Origin of the sequence: Corallincola platygyrae, from assembly GCF_039544265.1 — a bacterium.
Taxonomy (GTDB): Bacteria; Pseudomonadota; Gammaproteobacteria; order Enterobacterales; family Neiellaceae; genus Corallincola; species Corallincola platygyrae.
Genome location: NZ_BAABLI010000014.1, coordinates 227,364 through 253,365 on the forward strand (window position 1 = coordinate 227,364; position 26,002 = coordinate 253,365).

Here is a 26,002-nt window from a genome sequence, read left to right on the forward strand (position 1 = left end):
CAATATGACCGAGATGGTCACAGATGAACAGTTAATGGAGCGGTTTGCTAAAGGTGACAGTGCAGCATTCAGTCGTCTTTTCTCCCGCTACAAACAGAGGCTCTACGGTTTCTTAAGACAACAGTTACCGGCGAGCCTTGCGGATGAGTTATGCCAGGAGACCTGGGAATCCGTCATCCGACATTCAGCCAGTTATCAGCCTACGGCCAAGTTTCAAACTTATTTGTACACAATTGCCCGCAGAAAAGTAATTGACCACTGGCGAACACAAAAACCAAGCGAACCAATTGAGAACGCGATGCTTTACACAACTGGCCCCGACGAAACGTTGCTCAATGAACGATCAGCGCAAACAGTAAGGGCTCAAGTGGACTCCTTACCTTTTGTGCAAAAAGAAGCGTTTCTATTGAAAGAATCAGGACTCAGTGTCCAGGAAGTGGCTGACATTACCGGGGTCGGCTTCGAAACGGCCAAAAGTCGTCTCAAGCTAGCGTTTAGAAAGTTAAGAAACAGTTTGGAGGCCCATTATGCAGAGGCCTGATTATGAATTTGAGCAGTTTTTAGAGGGCAAACACCCGCTATCGCAACAGTATCAGAAAGAATCTGAGCAGATTCCGCCGATGCCCGCGGATTTAGAACAGAAAATCCTGGCGGAAGCGCATAAAGCAGCTAAAAAACGGATCCCAGCCAGACGCTGGCTATCTATCGCCGCTAGCTTGGTACTGGTGTCGCTTATCTACCGTGGCGGTGACTGGCAGTTTTCCACTGATACAGGAGCTTTCTTGCCTGAAGCGGAGCTCGATGCCCCATCATTGCAAGCGCCAGCAGATAATTACACCATAGCAGACTCTGCTGAGTTACTACGGAAAAGAAAAAGCGTGGAGCCAGCCGAAATACAAACTATGGTTCCCGATACTAAAGCGCGCCTTCATGCGCAACTGCGACCAAGAGTGATGAGCAATACTGCACAGTTTGCAGCTGCAGACGCAGCGGTCTCTCCTCAGTTGGAGAAATGGTTAGAAACAGAGTGCCTGTTAAGTCAATTCAACCGATACACAGAGAAAAAGCTCGCTCTAGAGCAGTGGTCAAGACATTGGCTCCAGGTACGCCATCCACAACTGGCTCAGCTTGCAGTGGCAAGGCAGGAGCAACGAAGCTGGCGGATCCAGTTTGAACACCAGCTGATCAACCAGATCGCAAAAGATGCACCGCATAAACTGCCTTCGGGTCAGCCGTTCGCTGTGTGGGCTCAATCATTTGATGACGAAACACTTTCAGCTGCTTGCCTTAGCAATGGTGCGCTGTGTGCGCCTTTAGCATCGTGGCAATTCCAACTGTCTCAGCCAGCTGAAGTGTTGACCGAAGAGTTTAACGACCTATATCAGGACACAACCTTCGTCAGTAAAAGCGAGGCAATACCGCCGCGTGCGTCTGTTTGCCTACCAGCAGAACTAGCCGTTGAATAGCGATGGCAGTTACGCAGGATAAAACACGAACCGTGTGCCAACGTTGTCGTTACCCGATAAACACCTGCGTGTGTGACCGAGTTGCGACAATTTCGCTGACCACACAAATCCATATACTGCAGCATCCAACAGAAGTGGGTTTAGCAAAAGGAACTGCGCGATTATTAGAACTAGCACTACCGACCGTAAAAATTTACGGCGGCGAAACAGAGCATGATTTTGCTGATATAAAAACAGAGTTACTGCGGGAGCAGCGGACCGGTCATTCAGTTTGGGTCTTGTTTCCCAGTCAGCAGGCCTTGTCGCTTTCCAGAACATCAGTAAAGACTGCGTACACATCGCCCCCCAAACACCTGATTGTCATTGATGGCACCTGGCGAAAAGCTAAAAAGATATTTGCCCTTAACCCATGGATACATCAATTTGAGCAGGTCGCCCTTAACAATGTCCCCGAGTCCACTTACACGATAAGAAAAGCTCCCAGCGCCAGCTCACTGTCAACACTTGAGGCCGTAGCTGAACTAGTTGAAATTATAGAAACTGTTGATATGACTCCGCTCAGGCAGCTGTTTCATTTCATGATATCAAAGCAGATGGAACAGATGCCTGAAGATGTAAAAGGTCGCTATTTATTACAAAAATAGGAACTATGTCCCCCTTAAAGCATCAAATCATCAACATATGGCTTCAATGAGCTATTTTTGTGCGGTTTGAGCTTGCTAAAAATACATTGCGTTTGAAGTATTATGGTTGGATTCTAATGTGAAAATGATTTGTTTTATAAGACATATAGTTTTTTGTTATCAAGTTTAGATGTTTATCGGGTTTTAAGAGGAAGTTCCATGCGTTACCTAGTTACCACGTCTGTTCTTATTGGTTCTTTGATAATCTCCGGTTGCCAAACCACACGTCAAAACGCAATGACAGGAGAAGAGGAAACTAACTCAACTACATCTGGTGCCCTCCTTGGCTGCGCAGGTGGCGCGCTATTAGGAGCAATGATCAAAAATAAGAAAACAGCAGCGGTCGGCTGCGCAGCAGGTGCTGTCGCAGGCGGCGCAATTGGTCACCAATTAGATGAACAGGAGGCTTCACTGCGCAGAGAGTTAGTTAACAGTGGCGTTCAAGTCCACAGAGAAAACGACCGAATCCGCCTGGTTATGCGGGACCAGATCGCTTTTCAAACAGGCAAATCAGACCTTAGCCCATCGATCTATAGCCCGCTAAACAGCGTTGCCAAAGTTCTGGCAGAGTACGAAGAAACAGAGTTGGTGATTGGCGGTCACACCGATAGCACAGGATCTGATGCGATAAACGATAGACTATCAAACGAGCGTGCGATGTCAGTACTTGTTTATCTTAGAGGCGTTGGCGTGGAATCAGCGCGTATGCACGCTCAAGGCTATGGCAAACGCCAACCCATGTGCAGCAACGACACAAAAGATGGTAGGGCATGTAATCGGCGGGTCGAGCTTGAATTAATACCTTCCACGAGAAGTTAATAAAAGTAAGAAAAAGCAAAGGCACCTTTTTAGGTGTTTTTGCTTTATATGCGTCGGCACTACCAGCCATAGTTTCTAATACTGACCTTGCCGTTTTTTACCACTATGCCCTCTTCAAGCAATCGGACTCGCTGTTTTTCAAACGCTTCGGAGCCCAATGGAAACGCTATCTTGCCGTCACTTCTTAATACCCTGTGCCACGGCAGGCGACTATCGTCTGGCAGCTCTTTTAGTACTTTACCCACATACCTTGCGTATCCAGGCAACCCAGATAACGCCGCAATTTGGCCATAACTTGCAACCTTACCTAACGGAATAGCGGCAACCACAGCCCAGATCTTCGCAGCTTTACTGACATCTACCATGAATACAGTTTACGGCAGCGCATCAGCTGTAACGCCTAAAGCCTCTAAGGCATCGAGATCTGGCAGCCAGGAATCTGCAGGCGGAATAACCAAGGTCGTAATGGTTCGAAATTCAGCTTCAGGTAAGCGGTTTAGAGGCAGGCGTTCCTCTCGATGTCCCTCAATCGGCAGAACTGCAGCTTCGTACAAAATGACTTCATGGTCTGCTGGGTACCATCTTTTCAGCTTTTCAACCAGAGCCCGCACATTCTCTGGCTGGGTGTGAAATTTTTTACAGGAAAGGTCACCAACAACGCCAACTTGCCATAAAATCAAAGTTGAACTTGGGTCCAGAGGCCGGTCATAGACCAAAAACTGAGTAGCCTCATAGGCTTGAATACCATACAGACCAGGATCAATGCAAAGATCAGCATACAAACAGGCATCAGCAGAGATAGCCGGTTCCATTATTGCCTCATAGCCTTCTTGCCTGGCTTTTTTAACAGCCGCATGGGTTACATCAGCAAAAACGCCTGGGTGGCCATAAAAAATCGCACAGACTCGCTTGCCCATCCTTAAAGGCGCCAAAATGGCATCTTCCATTTCTTGATAAGTTTGACGCCTGTCTTTTTCACCATCTTTGCCATAGAACTGAGACAGGTTTATCAGGTCAGGATACTTTTGTTGTAACCAGCACAGTGAAAAATCATCCATCATTGCCAGTATCACGTCGGCCTGATCCAATTCGGTTTGAACCCTGCCTGTCATGTGTCGCCCGAGCTGTATGCCGGTCCCGGTGATAACGAGCCGCGCTTCAGGTTTCTGCGGGTGCTTGCTGCTTTCCATCTAATCCCTGTTCCATGATCAAAAGGTCCCTATACAGGGAGATACGGTTTCTACCATTGTTCTTTGAGGCATAAAGCGCCTTGTCAGCTTCTTCTACCAAGCTCGAGAGCCCTATGTGACGCCCTTCAGAGATTGAAATACCAAAACTCAGTGTCACGGTAACATCTCGCTCTCCTGCGTTGACCGGTTGCAGTGACTCGCGACAACGTTCTGCTATGTGGATGGCTTGAGAGTAGTTTGCTCGAGGTAAGAACATAACAAACTCCTCACCTCCTGCCCTCGCCAGTATATCGTGACCGCGCAAACCTTGCTTAAGCTGATTTGCAACTGCCTGAAGCACTCTATCTCCGACACGATGACCATAACTGTCATTTACCTGTTTGAAATGGTCGATGTCAGCCATAACCACCGCAAATGGCTCTCCGCAGGCAATACTGCTTTTGAGTAACTTCTCACCATGGTCATAAGCGTGGCGGCGATTAAAGACTTTTGTAAGACCATCAACCTCAGAAAGCTGGCGATAATAGTCGTTGCGCATCCGATACCTAGCTAACACTAATACCAAGACAATCATTACTAACGCCGCGACAACCAGAAAAGCAGCTAACAGCCAGCGTTGTTGATTTATTGATTGCTCTCTCAGGGTAAGAAGGGTTTTGTCTTTCTCCAGTATCTCTACCTGTTGGGCCTGTTGTTCCGTTTCAAATTCAGTCTGAAGATAAGCCATTCGAAGAGACTTATCGTCATCCATTACTGTCTTAACAGCTGCCATGTATTGCTTGTAATAGATAATCGCTTCCTGATATTCGCCGACATCTTCGCTCAGCCCCGCGATCAGTAAAAAGCTATCTCGTAATTCATCCCATAGGTTGTTTTCCATGGCATCGGGTATCACGCTTAACAAATAGTTTCTTGCTTCATCCGTTCTGCTCAATGACGCCATTAAAGAACCGATTTGAAGACGCGCATTCAACATCCCATAGCGGTACCCAAGTGCATCAAACTCTGCCTCTGCCTTCTGAAACTCCTCTAACGCTTGTTTGAGTGCGTACCTTTCTATATAGACGCGTGCGATGACCATATGCGCGTTTGCTGCCAACAATCTTTGCGCCGCCAGATTGCATATTCCTAACTGCTTTTGTGCTGCTCTGAACGCAGCATCTGCTCTTCCCATTTGGGAGTATACAACTGAAACACTGTCGGCGGCCTGACACTTAATGACATCGTTAATCTGTGGCGCAGATTCAATCAATGCCACTGCTTGCTCAACGTATTGGATTGACTTCTCGTGAGCTTCAGCTCTTGAGAAAAGGTCGCTTGCCAGTAGTAATATTTCGATTCGAGCTTCGTTTGAAGCAACTTTAGGAAGCATCTGTAGCGCATAGTTTAGATAACTGAATGCGCGAGCATAATCACTCTCCAAATCAGCAATTTGACTAAGTAAATGATACGCTTTAAGTTCTGTTTCGGACTTTAGGTCACGATAGAAAAGCTCTGACAAAATCAACTTTGCAGACTCATATTGGCCAAGTATCGCTGCTTGATGGGCTTGTAGAAGTGCTAGTCTGGATTGCTGATAAGTGGTCAATTGATTCGACTGACTTAATTCGCTAATGATTGCAGACACCAACTCTGGAGAAGTTAACCGACGGCTCTCGGCTTCCTTAAGGCGTGCTTCTATATCCTCAGCAGTAACCTGAAATGAAAAAGGCAGTATTAAAACTAACACTGCCAATATACGGAAGGCACAGAGCCCTCGTAAAATCATCATTTTTGAGCGTAAGATTTGATCGTTTTATCCGGGTTTGCTTTAGCATTCATACCCGTCATTTGCTCAAGAGCAGCGACATTTTTTGCTAGAACAAGGGCTCGTTCTTCTTCGCTTAACCCCGCAGCTTTCATTACCTTTTCAGGGGCATCATAATAGCTATCCGCAAATTCGGCGTCTGCTCCAAGCTTATACATAAAATCTATTAACTTCGGCATAGTTTCCTCCGGCTGGTAAACTTCCATTCATCAGGCGCAATCAAACACGCACACTACTATACTGTGGACTTTTACAAGCTAGCGCCAAATCTCTCTATCGGCAAGGTATATTTAGAAAAAACTTTTATAATTCAGACGGGTAACAACGTAGACGCATTTTTTTCGTTTTTAGCTAAGACGTGAGATTTTCGTGGGGGTAAGGATGTTGTTGATGAGTCCCGAAAAACTCTACGCGATCTCTTCCCGCCCGCTTTGCTGCATAAAGCGCTTTGTCAGCACGATCCATTAGCAACTCTACGGTTAAAGACTCGTCAGCTTTTTCTGTGACAGCGACGCCATAACTTAGGGTTACACTCAGCATCTTACCCTGCTCATGCACAGGCACCATGGACAATCGACACCTGTCGACCACCGCTTGGGCTTGTTGTTTTGAAGCTCCGGGCAAAAACAGGGTAAACTCCTCTCCCCCCGTTCGTGCCAATATGTCGTTTTGCCTGATGCTGGCACGCAGTTGATTTGCAACTTCTTTTAATATGCGGTCACCAGCAGCGTGGCCATAGTTATCGTTGACCTGCTTAAACCAATCAATATCCGCCATGATCACGGAGAAAGGAGCGCCTCTTTGTTGGTGTGAAGCAAAAAGCTGCTCGGCTATTTCCATCGCATGTCGTCGATTATAGATCTCGGTTAAACCATCAACCGACGCCAAATATCTAAACTGATGGCTATGGCTCTTGTAACGCGTCATCATAAAAAACAGTGCGAAACAAATCCCGATTGAGACTGCTAAAACGCCGCCAAGGATCCACATTCGGCGGGTGTTGGCTTCTTGTCGTAACTGGGCGAGCTGCTGCTCTTTTTCAAGCATTGCAAGTTGCTGGTTTTTTTCATTAGTTTCAAATTGCGTTTGCAAAAATGCCAGCCGTTGCGCCTTGGAGTCGTCCATAATACGGCGAGATACCATGCGGTGCTCCTTATAGTATTTGGCTACTGCAGCGTGATTCCCCTTCTTTTCTTCCAATTCAGCAGCCAGTAACAAGGCGTCAGCATACTCAACGAGCATTTCATAACGCTGAGCCTCTGGCAGCATTTGCTGCAGTAACTGCTCAGCGCCATTGTCATTACCCATCAACGACAGCACTTTAGCCAAGCCGAGTTTTGCTTCAATAATTCCCCACCGATACTCAATCTCTTCAAGGTGCGCCAATCCTTCAAGCATCATTTTGTGCGCCTGAGGATATGCACCTCTGACAATTAATACTTCGGCATACGTATGCTTGGCCATGCCAATATAGAGCCCTTCGTTGGCTCTTACACAATACTCCAGTGCCGTCTGGTAAGTACTTTCAACTTCGGCATGTCGTTGCATTGCGCTGTGTATAAACAGAAGTCCAATCAAAGCATTGCACTGAGCTTTATCAGTACCGAGTTTTTTCGCAACAGCTAAGTCTTTGAGCGCGTACTCTTCTGCTCGCTCGAAGTCGCTGGCGCCAATGAATTGCTCTGCCGCGACGTTGTATACCGTGTGCTGTGATTCGATATCGTCAGTAAGCTCTACCAATGGAAGCATTTCGTTCAGATATCTGAATGCCCTTTCGTAATCACTCTCTACATATGCCATCTGTGACAAGAGTGAGTACGCACGAATCATCTGCTCGGTGTCGACATGGTGATAAAACAAGGAATTGATTTTTTGCTTCGCATGCTCATACGCGCCATTTAAAACCAATTGATGCGCTTCAACTAACAGCAACCGGTCCCTCTCCTGGGGTGACAACGAATCTCGTTGCGGAGTTAATTGGGCCACGATCTCTTTTACGCGTGCAGGCTCAGAGAGAGACTTGTTTTCAGCTTCATTGATTAGCGCTTCAAAGTTGCTCGCTCCAAGCGCCAGAGAGAAGATACCAGATAGGAAAAAGTAAAACGCCACGCACCCAAACGTACGAATGACGCGTAAATTGCGACATTCGAAACTAATGTTTCTATTTTTCAGTGCTACTGGCTTAATCATTGTCGAGCATTTAGAAAGAAGTTGATGAATTTTACCTAACCGACGTCGCTAAAGACACTCTTGCTTCTCTGAACTTCAGCACAAAACCAGATTAATAGCACTTATTCCATACAGCTAGGTGAAAGCGCAACTATCATTAATACGACATCGACAGCTAAGGAAGGATTTATGGCTACACCAATTACCAAGGTGATGTGGATAATGAGCACATCAACTGAAGCAGGAGCGGACTCGGAGATGTTTGTAGAGTTACATATCCCTAACCTGGTTACCGCGGAGGAACAGATTGCAGGCACGTCAGGTGAAACAAAAATTGTAGAGATTGATGCGTCTGGTGAAATGATGTTGGAGGAGATAACACCATCAGATATTGAACTGTCAGTTGATGGTGACACCCCATCAAGCTTCAATGCCTGGTTGCCTAGTAGTTGTTTGCTACTCGCTAAGGGCACAGGTACCAACTACCAATTAGTTTGTGCGGTCCCTAATTGGCCTGCGTCACTTTGGTTCAGCGCCGACCCTTCAGATCACACAGATCCACCTGCAGTCAGTGGCATGCTGACGTTACAAAACGTTCTAGACGCCATTTAAATGATGGAATGAATCAGCGCATCGCAGTTCTTGTGCTTTTGTGATGCGCTCTAACTACTCAATACAAACTTACGAACATGAACGTCTACAGTCAGGTTTAAACTTGACCGTGACTTGACAGCTTCAATACCGGATCTGGGTGCACGATGCAGGTGTGGCGTCATGCCAAGAAGCTTTTCCAAATATGCTTGCGATACGTTGTCGACCTGACATTGCCATCTTTCCGTATTTGCAATGGTGAATCCGGCGTTAAGTGCCGACTCACAATCAGGTTCCCGAAACGGCTTGATATTGCTGTAGATGACCTTTCTCATTTCTATCAGGTGCTCTGGTCCCGGGTCCAGCATAATCAGGTGGCCGCCGGGCTTAAGCACTTTTTTGAACATCTCGAAACAGGCAAAGCCAAAAGCACACACAATTAGATCGACTGATTGCTCGGCGAGAGGTAGCTGACTATTGCTTGCTACAAGCCAACGTAAACCAGACTTTCTTTTTTTACAGGCAGCTTGTATCGCGAACTTTGATATATCTACGCCTATGGCTTGCAGTTCACGGTCATCGTTCGGCAAAGACTCCAATCGTTCAAGTACCTGGTCCAGGTAGTACCCCTCACCGCAACCAGCATCTAGAACAACAAATGGATTGTTAGCGCAGGAATTCGTTATGACTATTTCGATGCTATCAGCCAGATTTGATGCTAATTGCTGATAGAAGCCGGCGGCGAGAAAGTCGCGGCGCATAGCCACCATCTCTTTGCTATCCCCAGGGGCCAGGCTTTTCTTATTCTGTACCGGCAACAGGTTTACGTAGCCCATTTTCGCTTGATCAAAATGATGCCCGCCGGCACATCGCCATCCGCCATCGTGCCTGATTAGTGGGTAACCTTCGATTGGACAAATGAGGTCGTTGAACTCTTGGAGTTTCATCTAGAATTAAATGCCTTTAGTTTAAAAGAGGATGATAAGGCTTGTTGCAAGGTGTTATTACCAAACAACGTTAGGCGCGTTGTCTCGAAACCAGGTGTTTAACTCTTCGAAAGTGTCGGCCCACTCAACAATCACTGGCGCTTTCATATCCTTGGATTCTGAAACAATGATTTCAAAGCCCAGTAAACACAGTTCCGCTTCAACTGTGATGAAACGACCGTGGTGTGTTCCCTCGGAAATCTGACCGATCTTATTGATCTCAATATTCATCAGTCACCCCATGTTCAAAAGTCAGAGCTAGAAGTTAACCTCGCTACTATAGCTCTGATTCTACGCGGTTGCGCCCCAACGCCTTCGCTTTATAAAGTGCGTTGTCCGCACGTTGAATAAGTGCAGATAGCTCTCTGTCAGAGGGTTTAAGCTCAGTTACACCAATGCTGACGGTTACGACTAAATCGTCAGCAGTAGCTGATTGGTCTGTCTTTTCAATGCGCGCCCGCAGTCGTTCTCCAATAGCCTCCGCCGCATCCAATTTTGCACCTGGCAGCAGCGCGATAAACTCTTCGCCCCCCGTGCGCCCGACCCTATCCTGTATGCGCACAGCGGAGGAAGCCGCAGGCGCCAATCTTTTCAAAACTTCATCACCTCCGATGTGACCAAAGGTGTCGTTAATACGTTTAAAATAGTCGACATCAAATACCAAAATTGAGAATGCGCTGTTTTCATCTCTGGCCTGCGATAGGAACGCATTCCCCTGATCCATGATGTTTCTACGATTGGGTAATCCAGTCAGTTCATCTGTACAGGCCAACTGATGAAGTCTCTGTTTACTTTTGATTTGGCGAATCGAATATACCACCAGGACGAATAGCAATACGCCGCCAAGTAGCATCACTACAGCCTGCCAGCGCTTGCGCTCCTCAAGAGACTCCACTTGTTTTTGCTTAATCAAGGTGTCAGCTTTTAATCTAATGTTTTCAGCCTCTTTTCTGGCAACGTCAAACTCCACCTGCATTCGGATTGTCTGCTGATTCTTGAGCATTTTATCAAGCATTTTGTGGGTTTCGTTGTATGCCAGGCTCTCTTGATAAGCCTCTTTCCACAATCCTGAGGCAGCATATGACTTTGCCCGTGATTCCTGTAACCAACTTAGAAAGCGAATATTTTTCTCTTTCTTAATCTCAGGCTCTGCGGCTGCAAAGTGTGATAGCGCTTTCCGATAGTCTTTTAACTGGTGCTGTGCTCTCCCTTCAAAAAGGTTGATAAGCCCCCAGTAACTGTTGTCTCCAACCTTCTCGAAAAAGGCTCGAGCTTTGTTCAACTGCTGCAATGCATCATCAGGCTTCCCAAGCAATACGAAGGCACCCGCCAAATTTAATCGTGAATTGGCTACACCATGCTCATCCTGTTTGGTTTGGTAGTAATCTAGCGTATCGCTGTATAAGGCCAACGCTTTTTCATACTCACCCTGATCCTCAAGTACAAGCCCGATCAGATCCCGGATAACGATTAGCTCCTCATTATTAGCAGATTCTAAATAGATTTTTTCCAGTTGATGGTAATACTCCAGCGCTTTACCGAAATCACCAATGCGACGATAAGTGTTGGCGACACTGGCCATATTGCTGTTGCCCCAATAGCTCAATCCCGCCGCTTCGTAATGATGTTGTGCTTTGAGAAGATCTGAGAGGCCTAACGCGAGGTCCCCCTGATAGGTTAAAAGTTCTCCCCTTACAGAATACGCATCTGCGATTAGTTGGTCATTCTTTGAGGTCTCGATTAGCTCTATTGCTTTGTTGTAATCCTCAAGACCACTATCTACATCTCCACCATACTGACGGTACCATCCTCGACATATATGAAAGTCTGTGTACGCATCCAGGTCACCTGCCATTTCTGCCTGCATGATGTACTGAGTCGCTTTTGCTGCAGCCTCTGCATATTCCATATCTGTCACAGGCTCCATTCGCCAGCAGTCCAGCCGTTTCCATCTCATTAAAAGCTGGGGTTCGGTGTCTGGAATAAGCTTGAGTAAGGTGTCAATTTTTCGGTTGAACTCTTCATGTGACAGATATTTACCACGCTCTAACTCAATTAACTGGCGCTCTAGTTCTGATGGTGTCGCAGCCCAAATGATTGAACTAATGGAGAAAACGCTGAACAGCGCAATAAAAAGGCGTTTGTAGTGTTTCTTCAATGGTGTTTACCTGAATACGACAAAACTACTTGCAAGACAGTTAGTAGTTTTAAACATGGCTATCGATTGCGCATTTTAAGGATTAAACCTCTGGTTTAAAGTCGCTTTGCCAATTAGTTTGCTTTAGCACAACTTATTCTGGTCAATCATCGCTTACTTAATTTTTGTGTTCCGGCGCAACTAGTGGCACTATCAGGTGGAAACATGCGCCTCGTCCTACGTTATGGGAAGCACGTATGGTTCCACCCAAACGCTGGGTGACCATGTTGTAAACAATGTGCATACCAAGCCCCGTGCAGCCTGCATTTCTGCCTGTTGTAAAGAATGGCTTAAACATCTTATCCAACACATCATCTGACATGCCTGTGCCGTTATCCGTGTATTCAATGTGGAGTAAATCTCCGTCTAGAACAAAGCTAATGGCGATTAGGTAGCTTCTAGCCGCCTCAGTGAAGCCATGTTTTAAACTATTGAGAATGAAGTTACTGAAAATGTGACTGTATGCGCCCGGATAACTATCGATTGATAGCTTGTCGTCACCTGAGATTCTGAATTCTATGTTGTGGCGTTTAGTCTCAGCTTTAAGGCTCGCTACCACCTCTTCTAAGTAACTCTTAAGCAAGAACTCACGACGTTGACCACTAGATTGATCGACGGAGACCTCCTTAAAAGTGCGAACTAACTCAGCCCCCCTGTTCAAGTTGTATTCCAAAAGCGTCAATGCTTCATCGCTAAGTGCAAAATGTTTTTCAAGATCACTCCGCTTGAGCTTATTGCTATCGAAAATTGCCCGGATCTTTTTCAGATCATCTATTAATGTTGTTGTCGCAGTTAGCGATATGCCCAGTGGCGTATTAATCTCATGGGCGACCCCCGCCACAAGCTGGCCCAACTGAGCATTGGTTTCAGATTCAACAAGATGAGATTGAAGCTGGGTCAACTGGTCCAACGTATCAGAGAGTTCATCGTTTGTGCTCCGGAGTAATTCGGTACGCTCCATGACCTTACTTTCAAGTTCCGCCTGATCTTCGATCACTCTACTGGTTAACCTGTTTACCAGGGCAAGCAACTGTGCTGGCTCCTTAAACTTCACATCCATCGAAGATTGGGAGTACTCACCTAAGGAGATTCGCGCAACTAGACGTGAGAGTTGACGAAAGGGTGTCAGAAGCCTTTTCGCTACAGCAATTGAGAGGAAAAGTAGTGCCAATAAACTACTGCAAAGCATCAAAATCAGATGCCTGATCGTTTCGTTCACCCTGTTTTGAACAATCTCAAGTGGTACCCCTACTTCAACTGAAATCTCCAACCCGGTATTCAGTTGTTCTGTAAAAGTAAAAGTGGAAAAGTCTTTCCTTTGCTTGCTGGAACTAAAGATATCTTTACCGCCTAATTTGATGGACAGAAGTGCAGCACTGCCTAGATCTTTGCGAATGTTTTCAACCAAGGCTTTACGATCGACGATGACCAGCAAAGCACCGGTTAAAGTACTGGCGGGCGCTTCAATTAGCGTAGGTAGATGCAGGGGTGTAATAAATGCAAGCTGATCTTTTGGCGCGCCCGGCTCCTGCTCCAGGTTAAGCTCCTCACTATCTTCATAAACAAGCTCAATAGGTGCTGGCTCTTTAATTACTGAATTGCGCCTTAAAAAACCAGCAATTTGGTTGTCGAAGATACTGTAGTCATTAAGCAGCAGTTCAACAGGTTCGGCTTCAGCGACAGTCAAATTTCGGTCAAAAATAACTGCACCTATGCCCTCTCTGGAACGAATAATTCTCCTTTGTAGAAGATCCGTTGCATAACCAGAGAATGCGCCGCTGCGTGCAGACTGAGCCACATTATGGTCTGCTGCCACATCAACCAGATCTTCCATCAAACGATCAAATACAGAAACAACCAGATCGCCAACGGCTTTTGCCTGTAATTCGGCTTGCAGCTCACTGTCTTCGATCAGGGTTTTATTTAACGTATATACAAAAGCACCACTTAATATGAGCGCTGGTATGAGCGCGAACGCCGCGATCACTATCACCAGCGTCCGGCTGAGATGTGGCTGTTTCTGGTTTTCTTGTTTCAAAACTGTCTATTCTGCTCTCAATTGACGTGCTAATTCACGCTCTGCATGCACTTGCATGAGTTTACCTGAATCATCCAATGACGCCTTTTTACGCATGTAAACCGATACGCCTTTTGCCATGCCTATCCAGGCAGCTGACATTTGAGGCGTAGGCGGCATCGGAATAGTGTGTTTCATTTGTTGAAAGAAAGCCTGCATATTAGGATCTGCGCTGTACTTCTGTTCAAGCTCGTCGTACGTCTCTGATTGAGACGGCATCATGCCACTCATTTCATGCAGATGAATAAGGTTTTCTGGGCGCAACATAAATTGAACGAACATGTTGATCTGCTTGTTTGCTTCTCCTCCCAGGCTATTGCCAGGAAACATAAGCGCGATCGATGATGTCATCGGCGTCATATCTCTGCCTTCCACCGAAGGTAATACGGCCACGCCAAAATCATCCCCCAAACTTGCTTTCATGGCTCGGTAAGCCCAATCACCGTTGATTGTGTATGCGTATTGTCCCTGAAGAAAATGATCATAAACACACTCATAGCTACAACGCATGTTGATCAGTCCTGCATCGACCTGTTCTCGGTAAAATGCCAAGCCTTTCTTAAACTCCGGGGTATTAAGCGTCACCTTGTCACCATCTACTGGCCTCCCATCAAATGCCGTCAAAAACGGGATAAGCCAGTACATTTCCATCGGTTTCCAACTAATCAGATTGGTGCCTTTACCTTCTATATCCTTTCGCTGCGACAGTAACTCTTGCCACGTGGTTGCGGGGCTTTCTACAAACCTTTTGTTGTAATAAAGAAGCAAGTGGTTGCCGAAAAGCAAAGGTACCCCATAAACACTGCCTTTTTCAGTTACGCTGGCCATCGCTTCGGGTTTAATACCCTTGGTAAGCTCGACTTGGTCGACTTCAGAGAGTTTTAACAAAGCATGGTTGCCGATAAAGTCAGACGGGGCAAAAACGATGTCGGGCCCCTTATCCTCACTAACACCTTGTATGATGGCTGCTTTTAAATCTCCGGTTGGCATATGCTGGCTTTTTAGGTTAATGCCGGTCTCTTGTTGAAACTTGATAGCCAGATCGTCAAAGACTGGTTTTGCCTCATACTTCTCAAACCAAAGTTCTAACGTAGCTGCCTTTGCTGCGGTAATGAAAAGCAAAAGGCACGATAAAGCACACAAAAATTGATTAAATTTCATGCTTAGTTATCCCACTTCCAATGGTTTAAACCATAATTTGGAACAAACAGCACTAAAACAAAACCTGTTTGTGTACCACAGGCTGCTGGAACCAAAACTCACTTCAGTCATCTGAATTGCTAACAGTTTAATATGTCGTGACATTGTTTACATAACTGTCACTCACAACTACCGACATCTATACGCATGAGGTTAACGATTCCCAATGAGAATGCCGATTTCAGAATTAGAGAGACGGACAGAATTAACCCCAGACAAAATCTACCTGCGCCAACCTGTCGATGGCCAAGTGAAAGACTTTACCTGGTCTGGAGTCTTCGACCAGGTAAGACGTTTAGCAGGCGGTTTTCAATCGCTCGGATTAAAACCCGGCGACCGTATCGCATTGATGGCTAAGAATTGTGCAGAGTGGTTTATTACTGATTGGGCGATCATGGCAGCGGGGATGATCTCCGTACCCATCTACCCTACCGCCGGGGAAAAAACGATACGCCATGTGCTTTCCCATAGCGAATCAAAACTTCTGATAATAGGTAAACTAGATAGCACCGATGCGCTTTCTAACGTTCTGAATGACTCTGGCGAACTCGCACTGCAAACCCTTTCAATGCCTTACCCAACGGTAATGACTAAATTGCAGTGGTATAAGTTTCTTGATGCTTCAGCACCTATAGAGAGTCTGAATGATCCAGATGAAAATGACGTCATGTCGATCATTTATACCTCTGGCAGTACAGGAACACCAAAAGGCGTAGTGATGAGTTTTGGTGCCTATCACTACGCCAGCAAACAAACGCAGGATACGCTCGGCGTGACAGAATCGGATCGTGTCGTATCCTATTTGCCTTTGGCTCATATTACTGAGCGTGGTGTTATTGAAGGACCAAGCCTATATGCGGGCTGCACCGTCTATTTTGTCGAATCGCTCGATACATTCATATTCGATATAAATCGCGCACAACCCACATTTTTCCTGTCTGTTCCAAGGTTGTGGAGCAAGTTCCTTTCAAACATTCACGCGCGGGTTACACCTAAGAAGTTATCTATCCTTCTTTCTTTACCCGTGATTGGTAATTTAGTCGCAAGAAAGATCCGTCGCACGCTAGGCCTCGACCAGGTAAGGGTTTTTGGCTCAGGTTCTGCTCCAATTTCGCCTGAAATTTTAAAATGGTACAAACGATTGGGGATGAATATCTCTGAGGGTTGGGGAATGACGGAAACTGGCGGGTTATCGTGCAGCAACCTGCCTTTTGACGAAGCGAGAATTGGCACAATCGGTGTCCCGCTGGACGGGACCGAGATGAAAATCTCTGAACAGGGAGAAGTCCTCATAAGTAGTCCAGGCTTGTTTCAGGAATACTATCAGGACCCCGCACTGACTGAAGAAAGCTTTACTGAAGACGGCTTCTTTAAAACAGGCGACAAAGGAGAGTACAACGAGGCCCTCAACGCATTCAGAATAACTGGTCGCGTGAAGGAGCTGTTTAAGACAGAAAAAGGCAAATACATCGCGCCAGTTCCTATCGAATCCAAACTCGCTGTTAACGACCTTTTCGAACAGATCTGCGTGATGGGTACCCTATTACCGCAGCCCATTGCGGTAACGGTCCTCAGTCCAGCGGCAGAATCTCTCTCAAACGAAAAAATTGAGGCCAGCATTAATCAAACTCTAGAAAGCATTAATGCCCAACTTGAGCCTCACGAAAGGCTATCTGGTGTGTTTGTAGCGAAGGACGAATGGACAATCGAAAATGAATTGCTCACACCCACGCTCAAAATCAAACGAGGTGACATCGAACAAGCTTATCTACCAAAGCTAAGGATGATGACGGGTAAGACGGTTTGCTGGGAAGCATGAGCTAGGAGCATCCAATATTAAGACAGTAAGCCCGGCTATTGCCGGGCTTTTTACTATTAAAACGATGTTCGTTTGTAACGTCGGTATTCAGGCTGCCAGAAACTCTGCTGTATCGCATTTTCTAGCGTTTCATGATCAACCTGTGTTGCTACGCCATCCTCCATTGCCGCCAGAGCCACCTGAAAAGCAATATGCTTACTGACCTGCTGCACATCCTCCATGGGCGGCAACAATGGACCTTCACCATGAATAGCGAGTGGCGACATATCTGCAAGAGCACGACTTGAGGCCATTAGCATATTGTCGGTAATTCGGTTGGCGCCGCACGCCAACGCACCTAATCCAATTCCGGGGAAGATATAGCTATTGTTGCATTGCGCAATGTCTATTTTCCGATCACCCAGAGTTACTGGTGCGAAAGGACTCCCTGTTGCAACCAGTGCTTCACCATTGGTCCAATTGAGGATATCAACTGGCCTACCCTCAACACGACTGGTTGGGTTTGATAGAGGCAAGACTATGGGACGAGCACACTGCTTGTGCATCTCTTTGATCACCTCTTCGGTGAACAAGCCTGGTACACCCGAAACACCAATCAGTACACTGGGTGCCGCATTCTTCACCACATCTAACAAAGATACATTACTTCCCTCGACTTCCCAGTCTGCGGTCGCTGTGGTGGTTTGAGTCAGCTTCTGTTGGAAAGCAAGCAAGTTCGGCATTCCCTCCTGAAGTAGGCCCCAACGGTCAACCATAAACACCTGTGAACGTGCTTGCTCCTCACTGATACCCTCAGCGACCATTTGAGCAATGATCGCTTCAGCAATACCGCAACCCGCAGAACCAGCCCCCAAAAACACGATTTTTTGCGAGCGCAGCGTCGTTCCGGCAGCGCGGCAAGCTGCAAGCAAGGAGCCGACGGTTACAGCAGCCGTACCTTGGATATCATCATTAAAGCAGCAAACCTTGTCTTTATAACGCTCAAGTACCGGCATTGCGTTCTTCTGAGCGAAGTCCTCGAATTGCACAAGCGCTTCAGGCCAACGCACCTTGATCGCTTCCATCACATCATCAACAAACTGGTAGTATTCGTCACCCGTTATGCGTGGATGGCGCCAACCCAAGTACATGGGATCATCTATCAGGTTTGGATTATTGGTACCCACGTCCAGCACCAACGGCAATGTATAAGCCGGGCTGATACCGCCACATGCGGTATATAGGCTCAGCTTGCCAATCGGAATGCCCATGCCACCAATGCCCTGGTCACCCAATCCCAAAATACGCTCACCATCGGTGATAACAATGACCTTCACATTGTGGCGTATGGAGTTGTTAAGAATGTCCTCGATGCGCTCTCTGTCGGGGTAGCTGATAAACAAACCTCGAGCTCGGCGATAGTTGCGAGAAAACTGCTCGCACGCATGCCCAACGGTTGGGGTGTAGATAATCGGCATCATCTCAGTGATATGGTCAGCCACCAGTCGATAAAACAGTGTCTCGTTAGTGTCCTGAATATTTCTCAGATAAATGTGCTTATCTATGTCAGATTCAAACGCAGTGAACTGATGATATGCGCGCTCACTCTGCTCTTCGATAGTTTCAATCGCGTTAGGAACCAATCCTTCCAGATTGAACTCTTTGCGCTCCTCCTCAGAAAATCCACTGCCTTTATTTAACAGTGCGGTTTCCAGCAAGATTGGTCCTGCGTAAGGGATATAGACGGGACGTTTATTGGGCATTCTTATACTCGATTATTGTAGGGGAACCAGTTTAGCTTCTAAGTCTGTTTAATCTCGGAAGTTATTGAACTGCAGGGGTTGTTCCAGCTCTGCTGCTTTTAGCATCGCCATGACGCCCTGCAGATCATCACGTTTCTTGCCGGTCACCCTCAACTTCTCACCTTGAATAGACGCCTGCACTTTCATCTTCTTATCCTTGATCATTTTTACGATCTTTTTTGAAAGCACCTGCTCTATGCCCTGTTGAAAGCGAATGTTACGGCTAAAGGTTTTGCCGGTATGGATATCTTTTTCATCCACTTTGATTGCTTTTGGATCTACGCTGCGTTTAACCATTGCACTGCGGAGAATGTCCTCCATCTGTTGAAGCTGAAACTCTGCTTCCGCTTTCAAAGTTACGACCAGCTCCTTTAGCTCAAAACTGGCTTCAACATTTCGAAAATCGAAACGTGTACTCAACTCTCTATTGGCATTATCAACAGAATTCTTTACTTCAACGGCATCTACTTCAGATACGATGTCAAACGACGGCATGGTGCACTCCGACTGGCTGGTATTGGTTACTTTTCAAGGGATGAATTCTAACTGTTTCCCTGCGCTGAATCATGGTTAGTCAGTCATTTTTAAAAGAAAATTCGAAGGTTGTTTCCACTCTTCATCTGTTGACTAACGCCTCAGTAAAAATGAATACCCCACCTCAATAACTCAATATTCATGCATTTTTTTTGAATAAAAAGCGAGAAATATGCATCGGATGATGGTATAAACAGCGGTTCGGCCCACATAAAATCTGTGTTGTGTTGAATAATTACACAATCGCCTCAGCTTCCCTGTCGCTAGGAAATGGTTGGTGGTGTGGGCCACAGAGGGATCGATCAGGCACCGAAGTGCGTTAACACTCGCCCGGTTACTCGAAGAAGTAGACGCTGATGCGTAATTGCCCGATCCAATGAAAACAGGTGCATCCCGTTAACAGAAACGCACCCCGATATAGGAAGTGTTAGATGACCACTAGTAGCAAACAATCTACTGGCCTTTATCGCTCGGATTTCGAGCATGACAGTTGTGGTATCGGCTTTGTTGCCAGCCTGAAAGGTGAAAAGTCGCACGATATTATTGAAAACGCACTCACCATGCTTACCTGCATGGAGCACCGTGGCGGCACGGGCTGTGACGTTCATAGTGGTGACGGCGCCGGTATTCTTATTCAGATCCCCCATGATTTCTTTAAAGCTGAGTCAACAAAACTTGGCTTTACACTGCCCGAAAAAGGCGAGTACGGCGTTGGTATGGTATTTTTCCCACCCAACGTACAAGAAGCAGCTAAGTGTCGTAACGTTCTTAACCAGAACATTCAAAAATTGGGTATGACACTGCTAGGTTATCGTCCTGTACCACGTGACAATTCAAGCCTCGGTCAAGCGGCACTTGATACTGAGCCAACGACTGAGCAGGTATTTATCGAAAAGCCTGCAGACCTCAGCCAGCAAGAATTCGAACGTAAGCTGTTTGTATTGCGTAAGTATACGGGTCATACGCTCAACAATAACGTGGTAAAAGAGAAAGATGACTGTTACATCGCCTCTCTCTCTACACGGACTATCGTTTATAAAGGTCAGCTGACAACGGCTCAGGTACGCAAGTACTACCTGGATCTTCAAAACCCTGACGTTACCAGCTCACTGGCGATGTTCCACTCCCGTTTTTCTACCAACACGTTCCCTGCCTGGCGTCGTGCACAACCTTTCCGCTACATGTCTCATAACGGTGAAATCAACACGGTTAAAGGCAACGTCAACTGGATGGCAGCACGTGAAGCACTGTTTGATTCAGTGAACTTCAGTCAGGCCGAGATGGACATGCTGTTGCCAATATGTAACCGCAGTAACTCTGACTCAGCCAACCTGGATATGGCCGTTGAACTGCTCGTACTAAGTGGTCGCCCTCTCGCTCAGGTTATGATGATGGTTGTGCCAGAAGCGTGGCAAAGCCAGACCGACATGGATCCGGTTAAACGTGCTTTCTACGAGTACTACAGTTGCATCATGGAACCGTGGGATGGCCCAGCGTCTATCAGCTTCACTGACGGTAACGTGATTGGTGCAACGCTTGACCGTAACGGTCTTCGCCCTTCTCGCTACCTAGTAACAGACGACGGCATCGTGGTAATGGGCTCAGAAACGGGCGCGTTGATTGTTGACCAGTCAAAGGTTGTTCAAAAAGGCCGATTGCAGCCTGGTAAGATCTTTATCGCCGACCTTGAACAAGGTCGTATTATTTCTGACGACGAAGTTAAAGCAGATATCTGCTCGCGTCAGCCGTACGGAAAGTGGCTAGACGAAAATAAGATTGTTCTTGATGACCTGCCAACGCCAGCGGCAAGTGTTGCACAGCCGGTAATGGATGATTTACGCAAGCGTCAGCAAGCGTTTGGCTATACCAACGAAGATTTGAATTTGATCCTCGCGCCTATGGTAGGCACAGCCAAAGAACCATTGGGTGCCATGGGTACCGACAGCCCGCTTGCAGTGCTCTCAGACAAGCCGCAAAACTTGTCCAACTATTTCAAGCAACTGTTTGCGCAGGTAACCAACCCACCTATCGACCCCATCCGTGAAGAGATGGTGATGTCACTGCAAACCTACGTGGGTGGCAACCAAAACCTATTGGCAGAAACACCTCTGCACTGCCACAAGGTTGAAATCAAACAACCGGTACTGCTTAACGAGCAACTGATGAAGCTCAAGCATATCGACCACAATCACTTCCAAGCCAAAACGCTGGACACAGTATTCCCAGCAACCGGAGCTGAAGGTGAGTTAGAAAAAGCTATCGACCGTGTATGTCGATATGCAAAAGATGCAGTTGAAGACGGTTATTCCATCATCATCCTGAGTGACCGCGCGACCGACACAGATCATGCAGCGATCCCATCACTGCTGATCACATCTGCTGTTCACCACTACCTGATCCGTGAAGGCCTGCGTACAAAAGCCGACATCATTGTTGAATCTGGTGACGTACGTGAGACTCACCACTTTGCAACGCTGATTGGCTACGGCGCATCAGCTGTTAACCCTTACCTTGCACTTGAGACACTACTCGAGCTGCGCAATGCTGGCGTGATTAAGAGCGAACTGTCTGATCAAGAAGTATTTGGTAAGTACATCAAAGCTGTTAATAGTGGCTTGCTGAAGATCTTCTCGAAGATGGGTATCTCTACTCTGCAGTCTTATCAAGGCGCGCAGATCTTCGAAGCGCTGGGTGTAAACAGCGACGTCATTGAAAAGTACTTCACCGGTACCGTTAGCCGTATCCAGGGTATAGGTGTCAACGAGATCGCTAAAGAAGCGTTGGCAAACCACCGTGAAGGTTTCCCATCGGCAGATCGCATCCACGTTGACGACCTGTTGAAATCAGGTGGTGAATACGCATGGCGTAAGGATGGTGAACGCCATCTGTTTAACCCAACAACTATTCGTTTGCTGCAACACGCAACGTCTCAGAACGACAAATCGCTGTTCCAGGAATACGCAAAGAATGTCGATGACCAGAGCACCGAAGCATTTACTCTGCGTGGTCTGATGAAGCTGAAATCTGACCGAACCTCAATTCCATTGAGTGAAGTTGAGCCGGCAGAAAACATCTTCAAGCGTTTTGCGACAGGCGCCATGTCGTTTGGTTCTATCTCTTGGGAAGCACACACTACCCTTGCGATGGCAATGAACCGAATTGGTGGTAAGAGTAACTCTGGTGAGGGTGGTGAAGATCCTATCCGCTTCACGCCAGAAGCAAATGGCGACTCCAAACTATCGAAAATCAAACAGGTTGCATCTGGCCGTTTCGGCGTAACCAGTTACTACCTGGCCAATGCAGAAGAGCTGCAGATTAAGATGGCTCAGGGCGCTAAGCCAGGTGAAGGTGGGCAGCTACCGGGCCACAAAGTCGATGCCTGGATTGGTAAGACTCGTGGCTCAACACCAGGTGTGGGACTGATTTCTCCTCCGCCTCACCACGATATTTATTCAATCGAGGATTTGGCTCAGCTGATCTACGATCTGAAGAACGCCAACCGTGAAGCTCGTGTCAACGTTAAGCTGGTATCAGAAGCAGGCGTAGGCACCATTGCATCAGGTGTATGTAAAGGTTACGCAGACGTTGTACTTATCGCTGGTTACGACGGCGGTACCGGTGCTTCGCCGCTGAGCTCAATCAAACACGCGGGTCTGCCGTGGGAGCTGGGTCTGGCTGAAACTCATCAGACGTTGGTTCGTAACAAACTTCGTAGCCGTATCACGGTACAGGCCGATGGTCAGATGAAGACTCCTCGCGACCTGGCTGTAGCCACCCTACTCGGTGCAGAGGAATGGGGTATCGCCACCGCAGCGCTGATTGTGGAAGGCTGTACCATGATGCGTAAGTGTCACCTCAACACCTGCCCTGTGGGTATTGCGACTCAAGACCCTGAGTTACGTAAGCGCTATAAAGGTAAAGTCGATCACGTCGTTAACTTCTTTACCATGATGGCCGAAGGTCTGCGTGAAATCATGGCTGAACTTGGTTTCCGTACCATCGATGAAATGGTTGGCCAAACACAGTGTCTAGAGATCCGTGACGATATCGACCACTGGAAGTTCAAGCACGTCGATCTGACCCCGATTCTGTTTAAACAAGAGACGCCAGAAGGTGAAACCCTTTACCGTAGCATTGAACAGAAGCATCTGATCCACGATATCGTTGATCGCAAGTTGATCGCTGACGCTCAACCAGCGCTGGAAAACCAGGAAAGCGTTGATCTCAGTTATGAGATCATCAATACCGACCGTAGTGTTGGTACCATGCTCTCCAACGAGATCTCTAAGAAGTACAAGGGCGAAGGCCTACCTGAAGACACCATTAAGGTGAAGTTCAATGGTTCGGCTGGTCAGAGCTTCGGTACCTTTGTAGCTAAGGGTGTCCGTTTCGAGCTTGAAGGTGACGCCAACGACTACTTCGGTAAGGGTCTAAGTGGCGGTAAGCTGGTTGTTTACCCTGCCAAAGAAGCACCTTTCGCGCCACGTGAGAACATTCTTATCGGTAACGTTGCCTTCTTTGGCGGCACCGACGGTATCTCATTTATTCGCGGTATCGCTGGTGAGCGTTTCTGTGTTCGAAACTCCGGTGTAACAGCGGTTGTCGAAGGCGTGGGTGACCACGGTTGTGAATACATGACCGGTGGTAAAGCAATCATTCTAGGTGAAACCGGCCGTAATTTTGCAGCAGGCATGTCCGGCGGTGTTGCTTACGTACTGGATGTTAAAGGCGACTTTGCTTCCAAGTGCAACATGGAAATGGTTGAACTTGAGAAGATCACAGACGCAACAGAAAGTGATGAACTGAAATCTCTTATCGAACAGCACCTAGAAGCGACTAAATCAGACGTTGCACAAGAGTTGCTGGCAGATTGGGATGGCGCACTGGCCAAGTTCGTTAAGGTTATGCCTGTCGACTACAAGCGCATGCAGAGTTACATGAACATTGCCCGCGAAAGTGGCAAGTTCGAGAGTGACTATGATATCGCAGTAGAAGCGTTCGATATGCACCTGAAAAACCTGGCAGCTCAGTAACGCTGAGCCAACGAGATAAGAGTTCGGAGAAAGAATCATGGGTAACCCAACAGGATTTTTAAAAGTAGAACGTGCGCTGCCAGAAGATCGTCATCCAAAAGAACGTTTGATCGATTGGCTGGAAGTTCATGAACACATGCCTGAAGAAGGCATCAAAGAGCAGGCTAGCCGTTGTATGGATTGCGGCGTACCTTTCTGTCAGTCTGGCGAATCTCAGTACGCGCCAGTTGTCGCAGGCTGCCCCGTAAACAACGTCATCCCTGAGTGGAATGACCTTGTTTACAACGGTCGCTGGAAAGAAGCGGTGCAATTACTGCACAAAACCAACAACTTCCCGGAGTTTACCGGTCGTGTCTGCCCTGCCCCTTGTGAAGGCAGTTGTGTATTGGGTATCAACGCAGATCCGGTAACGATTAAGCACCACGAGTACGCCATTATTGAGCGAGCTTTCGAAGAGGGCTGGGTTGTTGCTGAGCCACCAGCGCGACGCACCGGCAAGACGGTTGCAGTTATCGGCTCTGGCCCTGCAGGCTTGGCCGCAGCCGCTCAGTTGAACAAAGCTGGTCACATGGTGACTGTTTACGAACGAGCTGACCGTATTGGTGGATTGCTGATGTATGGCATTCCCAACATGAAGCTCCAGAAAGAGATCGTTCAACGCCGTGTTGATATCTTGGCTGAAGAAGGGATTGTGTTTGTTACCAACACCGAAGTTGGCAAAGATATCTCTACAGACGATCTGAAAGCTAACTTTGACTCAGTGGTCATTGCTACTGGTGCAACAGTGCCGAGAGATCTGCCGGCTGAAGGGCGTCAGCTTAATGGCATTCACTTCGCCATGGAGTTCCTGGGCAAAAACACCAAGAGTCTTCTTGATAGCAATCACGCTGACGGTGAATACATCGATGCCAAAGACAAAAATGTGGTTGTCATTGGTGGTGGTGATACGGGTACTGACTGCGTAGGTACTTCTTTACGTCACGGTTGTAAGAGTGTTATTCAGCTCGAAATTATGCCTGAGCCAGAAGCACAGCGTGCTGACAACAACCCTTGGCCACAATGGCCAAAAGTTAAGCTGGTTGATTATGGTCAGCAAGAAGCCGTTGCAGTTCAAGGCGATGACCCTCGTGACTATCAGATGATGACTAAGCACATCGAAGGTGACGACAGCGGCAATGTAAAAGCGGTACATACCGTAGGCATCGAATGGCAGAAAACCGACGACGGCCGTATGGTACCTGTTGAGATCGCTGGAACAGAGAAGGTCTATCCTGCTGATATCGTGCTATTAGCGATGGGCTTTATGGGCCCTGAAGGCGGACTTTTGGACGCTTTAGGTGTTGAAAAAGACGCTCGCTCTAACGCAAAAGCTGAATACGATAATTTTGCCACTAATGTGCCAGGCGTATTTGCCGCGGGTGATGCTCGTCGTGGACAGAGCCTTATTGTATGGGCTATTGACGAAGGCCGCCGCGCTGCCCGGGAAGTTGACAGCTTCCTGATGGGTAAGAGTTATTTGCCTTAGTCGACATTGTTTTGAAAAGCCCTTCTCTCGAAGGGCTTTTTTTTATGCGGACTTCACGACTAACAGCTCAATCGTTTAATGGCAGTAAATACCGTGTTAGATTTAGCCAAATATTTCTAACCCGA

Annotated in this window: 20 protein-coding genes; 8 read left to right on the plus strand and 12 right to left on the minus strand. The window is 47.2% G+C overall.

Features of this window, described 5'->3' with window-relative positions; translation table 11 throughout:
* The first annotated feature begins 4 nt into the window (after nucleotides 1–4).
* The 4 genes from ABEA14_RS12305 (at nucleotide 5) to ABEA14_RS12320 (ending at nucleotide 2,968) form a co-directional block, all read left to right on the plus strand.
* A complete protein-coding gene (locus ABEA14_RS12305; RefSeq protein WP_345340308.1) occupies nucleotides 5–541 on the plus strand; it encodes a sigma-70 family RNA polymerase sigma factor in 537 nt (178 codons plus the stop codon).
* On the plus strand, nucleotides 528–1,466 hold the full coding sequence (locus ABEA14_RS12310; RefSeq protein WP_345340309.1) for a hypothetical protein: 939 nt from the start codon (nucleotides 528–530) through the stop codon (nucleotides 1,464–1,466). The genes ABEA14_RS12305 and ABEA14_RS12310 overlap by 14 nt, the downstream gene beginning before the upstream one ends.
* Before the next feature lie 2 nt (nucleotides 1,467–1,468).
* Entirely contained in the window at nucleotides 1,469–2,110 is a 642-nt protein-coding gene (locus ABEA14_RS12315; RefSeq protein WP_345340310.1) for a tRNA-uridine aminocarboxypropyltransferase, read from the plus strand.
* A 198-nt stretch (nucleotides 2,111–2,308) separates the two neighbouring features.
* Nucleotides 2,309–2,968, plus strand: a complete 660-nt coding sequence (locus tag ABEA14_RS12320; protein ID WP_345340311.1) for a YiaD family glycine zipper/OmpA-like lipoprotein — start codon at nucleotides 2,309–2,311, stop codon at nucleotides 2,966–2,968.
* A 59-nt stretch (nucleotides 2,969–3,027) separates the two neighbouring features.
* On the opposite strand, the gene ABEA14_RS12325 is transcribed toward ABEA14_RS12320, so the two are convergent.
* From ABEA14_RS12325 to ABEA14_RS12345, 5 genes are all read right to left on the minus strand, one after another.
* Nucleotides 3,028–3,333 carry an MGMT family protein gene (locus ABEA14_RS12325; protein WP_345340312.1) on the minus strand — a complete coding sequence of 102 codons (306 nt, stop codon included), beginning with the start codon at nucleotides 3,331–3,333 and terminating at the stop codon, nucleotides 3,028–3,030.
* A 9-nt stretch (nucleotides 3,334–3,342) separates the two neighbouring features.
* Nucleotides 3,343–4,158: an SAM-dependent methyltransferase gene (locus tag ABEA14_RS12330; protein ID WP_345340313.1), complete on the minus strand. Its 816-nt coding sequence runs from the start codon at nucleotides 4,156–4,158 to the stop codon at nucleotides 3,343–3,345.
* Complete coding sequence (locus ABEA14_RS12335) at nucleotides 4,127–5,929, minus strand: GGDEF domain-containing protein (protein ID WP_345340314.1); 1,803 nt, start codon at nucleotides 5,927–5,929, stop codon at nucleotides 4,127–4,129. The genes ABEA14_RS12330 and ABEA14_RS12335 overlap by 32 nt, the downstream gene beginning before the upstream one ends.
* Nucleotides 5,926–6,144, minus strand: a complete 219-nt coding sequence (locus tag ABEA14_RS12340; RefSeq protein ID WP_345340315.1) for a hypothetical protein — start codon at nucleotides 6,142–6,144, stop codon at nucleotides 5,926–5,928. The genes ABEA14_RS12335 and ABEA14_RS12340 overlap by 4 nt, the downstream gene beginning before the upstream one ends.
* A 172-nt stretch (nucleotides 6,145–6,316) precedes the next feature.
* Entirely contained in the window at nucleotides 6,317–8,074 is a 1,758-nt protein-coding gene (locus tag ABEA14_RS12345) for a GGDEF domain-containing protein (RefSeq protein WP_345340316.1), read from the minus strand.
* 249 nt (nucleotides 8,075–8,323) lie between these two features.
* Between ABEA14_RS12345 and ABEA14_RS12350 the strand changes: the two genes are divergently transcribed.
* Nucleotides 8,324–8,746: a hypothetical protein gene (locus ABEA14_RS12350; protein WP_345340317.1), complete on the plus strand. Its 423-nt coding sequence runs from the start codon at nucleotides 8,324–8,326 to the stop codon at nucleotides 8,744–8,746.
* A gap of 50 nt (nucleotides 8,747–8,796) precedes the next feature.
* Here the strand turns inward: ABEA14_RS12350 and ABEA14_RS12355 are convergent, their stop codons facing one another.
* The 5 genes from ABEA14_RS12355 to ABEA14_RS12375 form a co-directional block, all read right to left on the minus strand.
* Nucleotides 8,797–9,672: a putative RNA methyltransferase gene (locus tag ABEA14_RS12355; protein WP_345340318.1), complete on the minus strand. Its 876-nt coding sequence runs from the start codon at nucleotides 9,670–9,672 to the stop codon at nucleotides 8,797–8,799.
* Between the two features lie 57 nt (nucleotides 9,673–9,729).
* Nucleotides 9,730–9,942 carry a hypothetical protein gene (locus ABEA14_RS12360; RefSeq protein ID WP_345340319.1) on the minus strand — a complete coding sequence of 71 codons (213 nt, stop codon included), beginning with the start codon at nucleotides 9,940–9,942 and terminating at the stop codon, nucleotides 9,730–9,732.
* A gap of 46 nt (nucleotides 9,943–9,988) precedes the next feature.
* Entirely contained in the window at nucleotides 9,989–11,869 is a 1,881-nt protein-coding gene (locus tag ABEA14_RS12365; RefSeq protein ID WP_345340320.1) for a tetratricopeptide repeat-containing diguanylate cyclase, read from the minus strand.
* A 157-nt stretch (nucleotides 11,870–12,026) separates the two neighbouring features.
* On the minus strand, nucleotides 12,027–13,946 hold the full coding sequence (locus tag ABEA14_RS12370; protein ID WP_345340321.1) for a sensor histidine kinase: 1,920 nt from the start codon (nucleotides 13,944–13,946) through the stop codon (nucleotides 12,027–12,029).
* 6 nt (nucleotides 13,947–13,952) lie between these two features.
* Nucleotides 13,953–15,146 carry a sugar ABC transporter substrate-binding protein gene (locus ABEA14_RS12375; RefSeq protein ID WP_345340322.1) on the minus strand — a complete coding sequence of 398 codons (1,194 nt, stop codon included), beginning with the start codon at nucleotides 15,144–15,146 and terminating at the stop codon, nucleotides 13,953–13,955.
* 211 nt (nucleotides 15,147–15,357) lie between these two features.
* On the opposite strand from ABEA14_RS12375, the gene ABEA14_RS12380 reads away from it, so the two are divergent.
* Entirely contained in the window at nucleotides 15,358–17,004 is a 1,647-nt protein-coding gene (locus ABEA14_RS12380) for an AMP-binding protein (RefSeq protein ID WP_345340323.1), read from the plus strand.
* A gap of 56 nt (nucleotides 17,005–17,060) precedes the next feature.
* Here ABEA14_RS12380 and ABEA14_RS12385 read toward each other — a convergent pair whose 3' ends face one another.
* Nucleotides 17,061–18,746, minus strand: a complete 1,686-nt coding sequence (locus ABEA14_RS12385; RefSeq protein ID WP_345340324.1) for an NAD-dependent malic enzyme — start codon at nucleotides 18,744–18,746, stop codon at nucleotides 17,061–17,063.
* A gap of 48 nt (nucleotides 18,747–18,794) precedes the next feature.
* Complete coding sequence (locus ABEA14_RS12390) at nucleotides 18,795–19,280, minus strand: YajQ family cyclic di-GMP-binding protein (RefSeq protein WP_345340325.1); 486 nt, start codon at nucleotides 19,278–19,280, stop codon at nucleotides 18,795–18,797.
* A 470-nt stretch (nucleotides 19,281–19,750) separates the two neighbouring features.
* On the opposite strand from ABEA14_RS12390, the gene gltB reads away from it, so the two are divergent.
* Together gltB and ABEA14_RS12400 are read left to right on the plus strand one after the other, a co-directional pair.
* Entirely contained in the window at nucleotides 19,751–24,352 is a 4,602-nt protein-coding gene (gltB, locus tag ABEA14_RS12395) for a glutamate synthase large subunit (RefSeq protein ID WP_345340326.1), read from the plus strand.
* Between the two features lie 37 nt (nucleotides 24,353–24,389).
* Complete coding sequence (locus ABEA14_RS12400) at nucleotides 24,390–25,877, plus strand: glutamate synthase subunit beta (RefSeq protein ID WP_345340327.1); 1,488 nt, start codon at nucleotides 24,390–24,392, stop codon at nucleotides 25,875–25,877.
* Nucleotides 25,878–26,002: the final 125 nt, after the last annotated feature.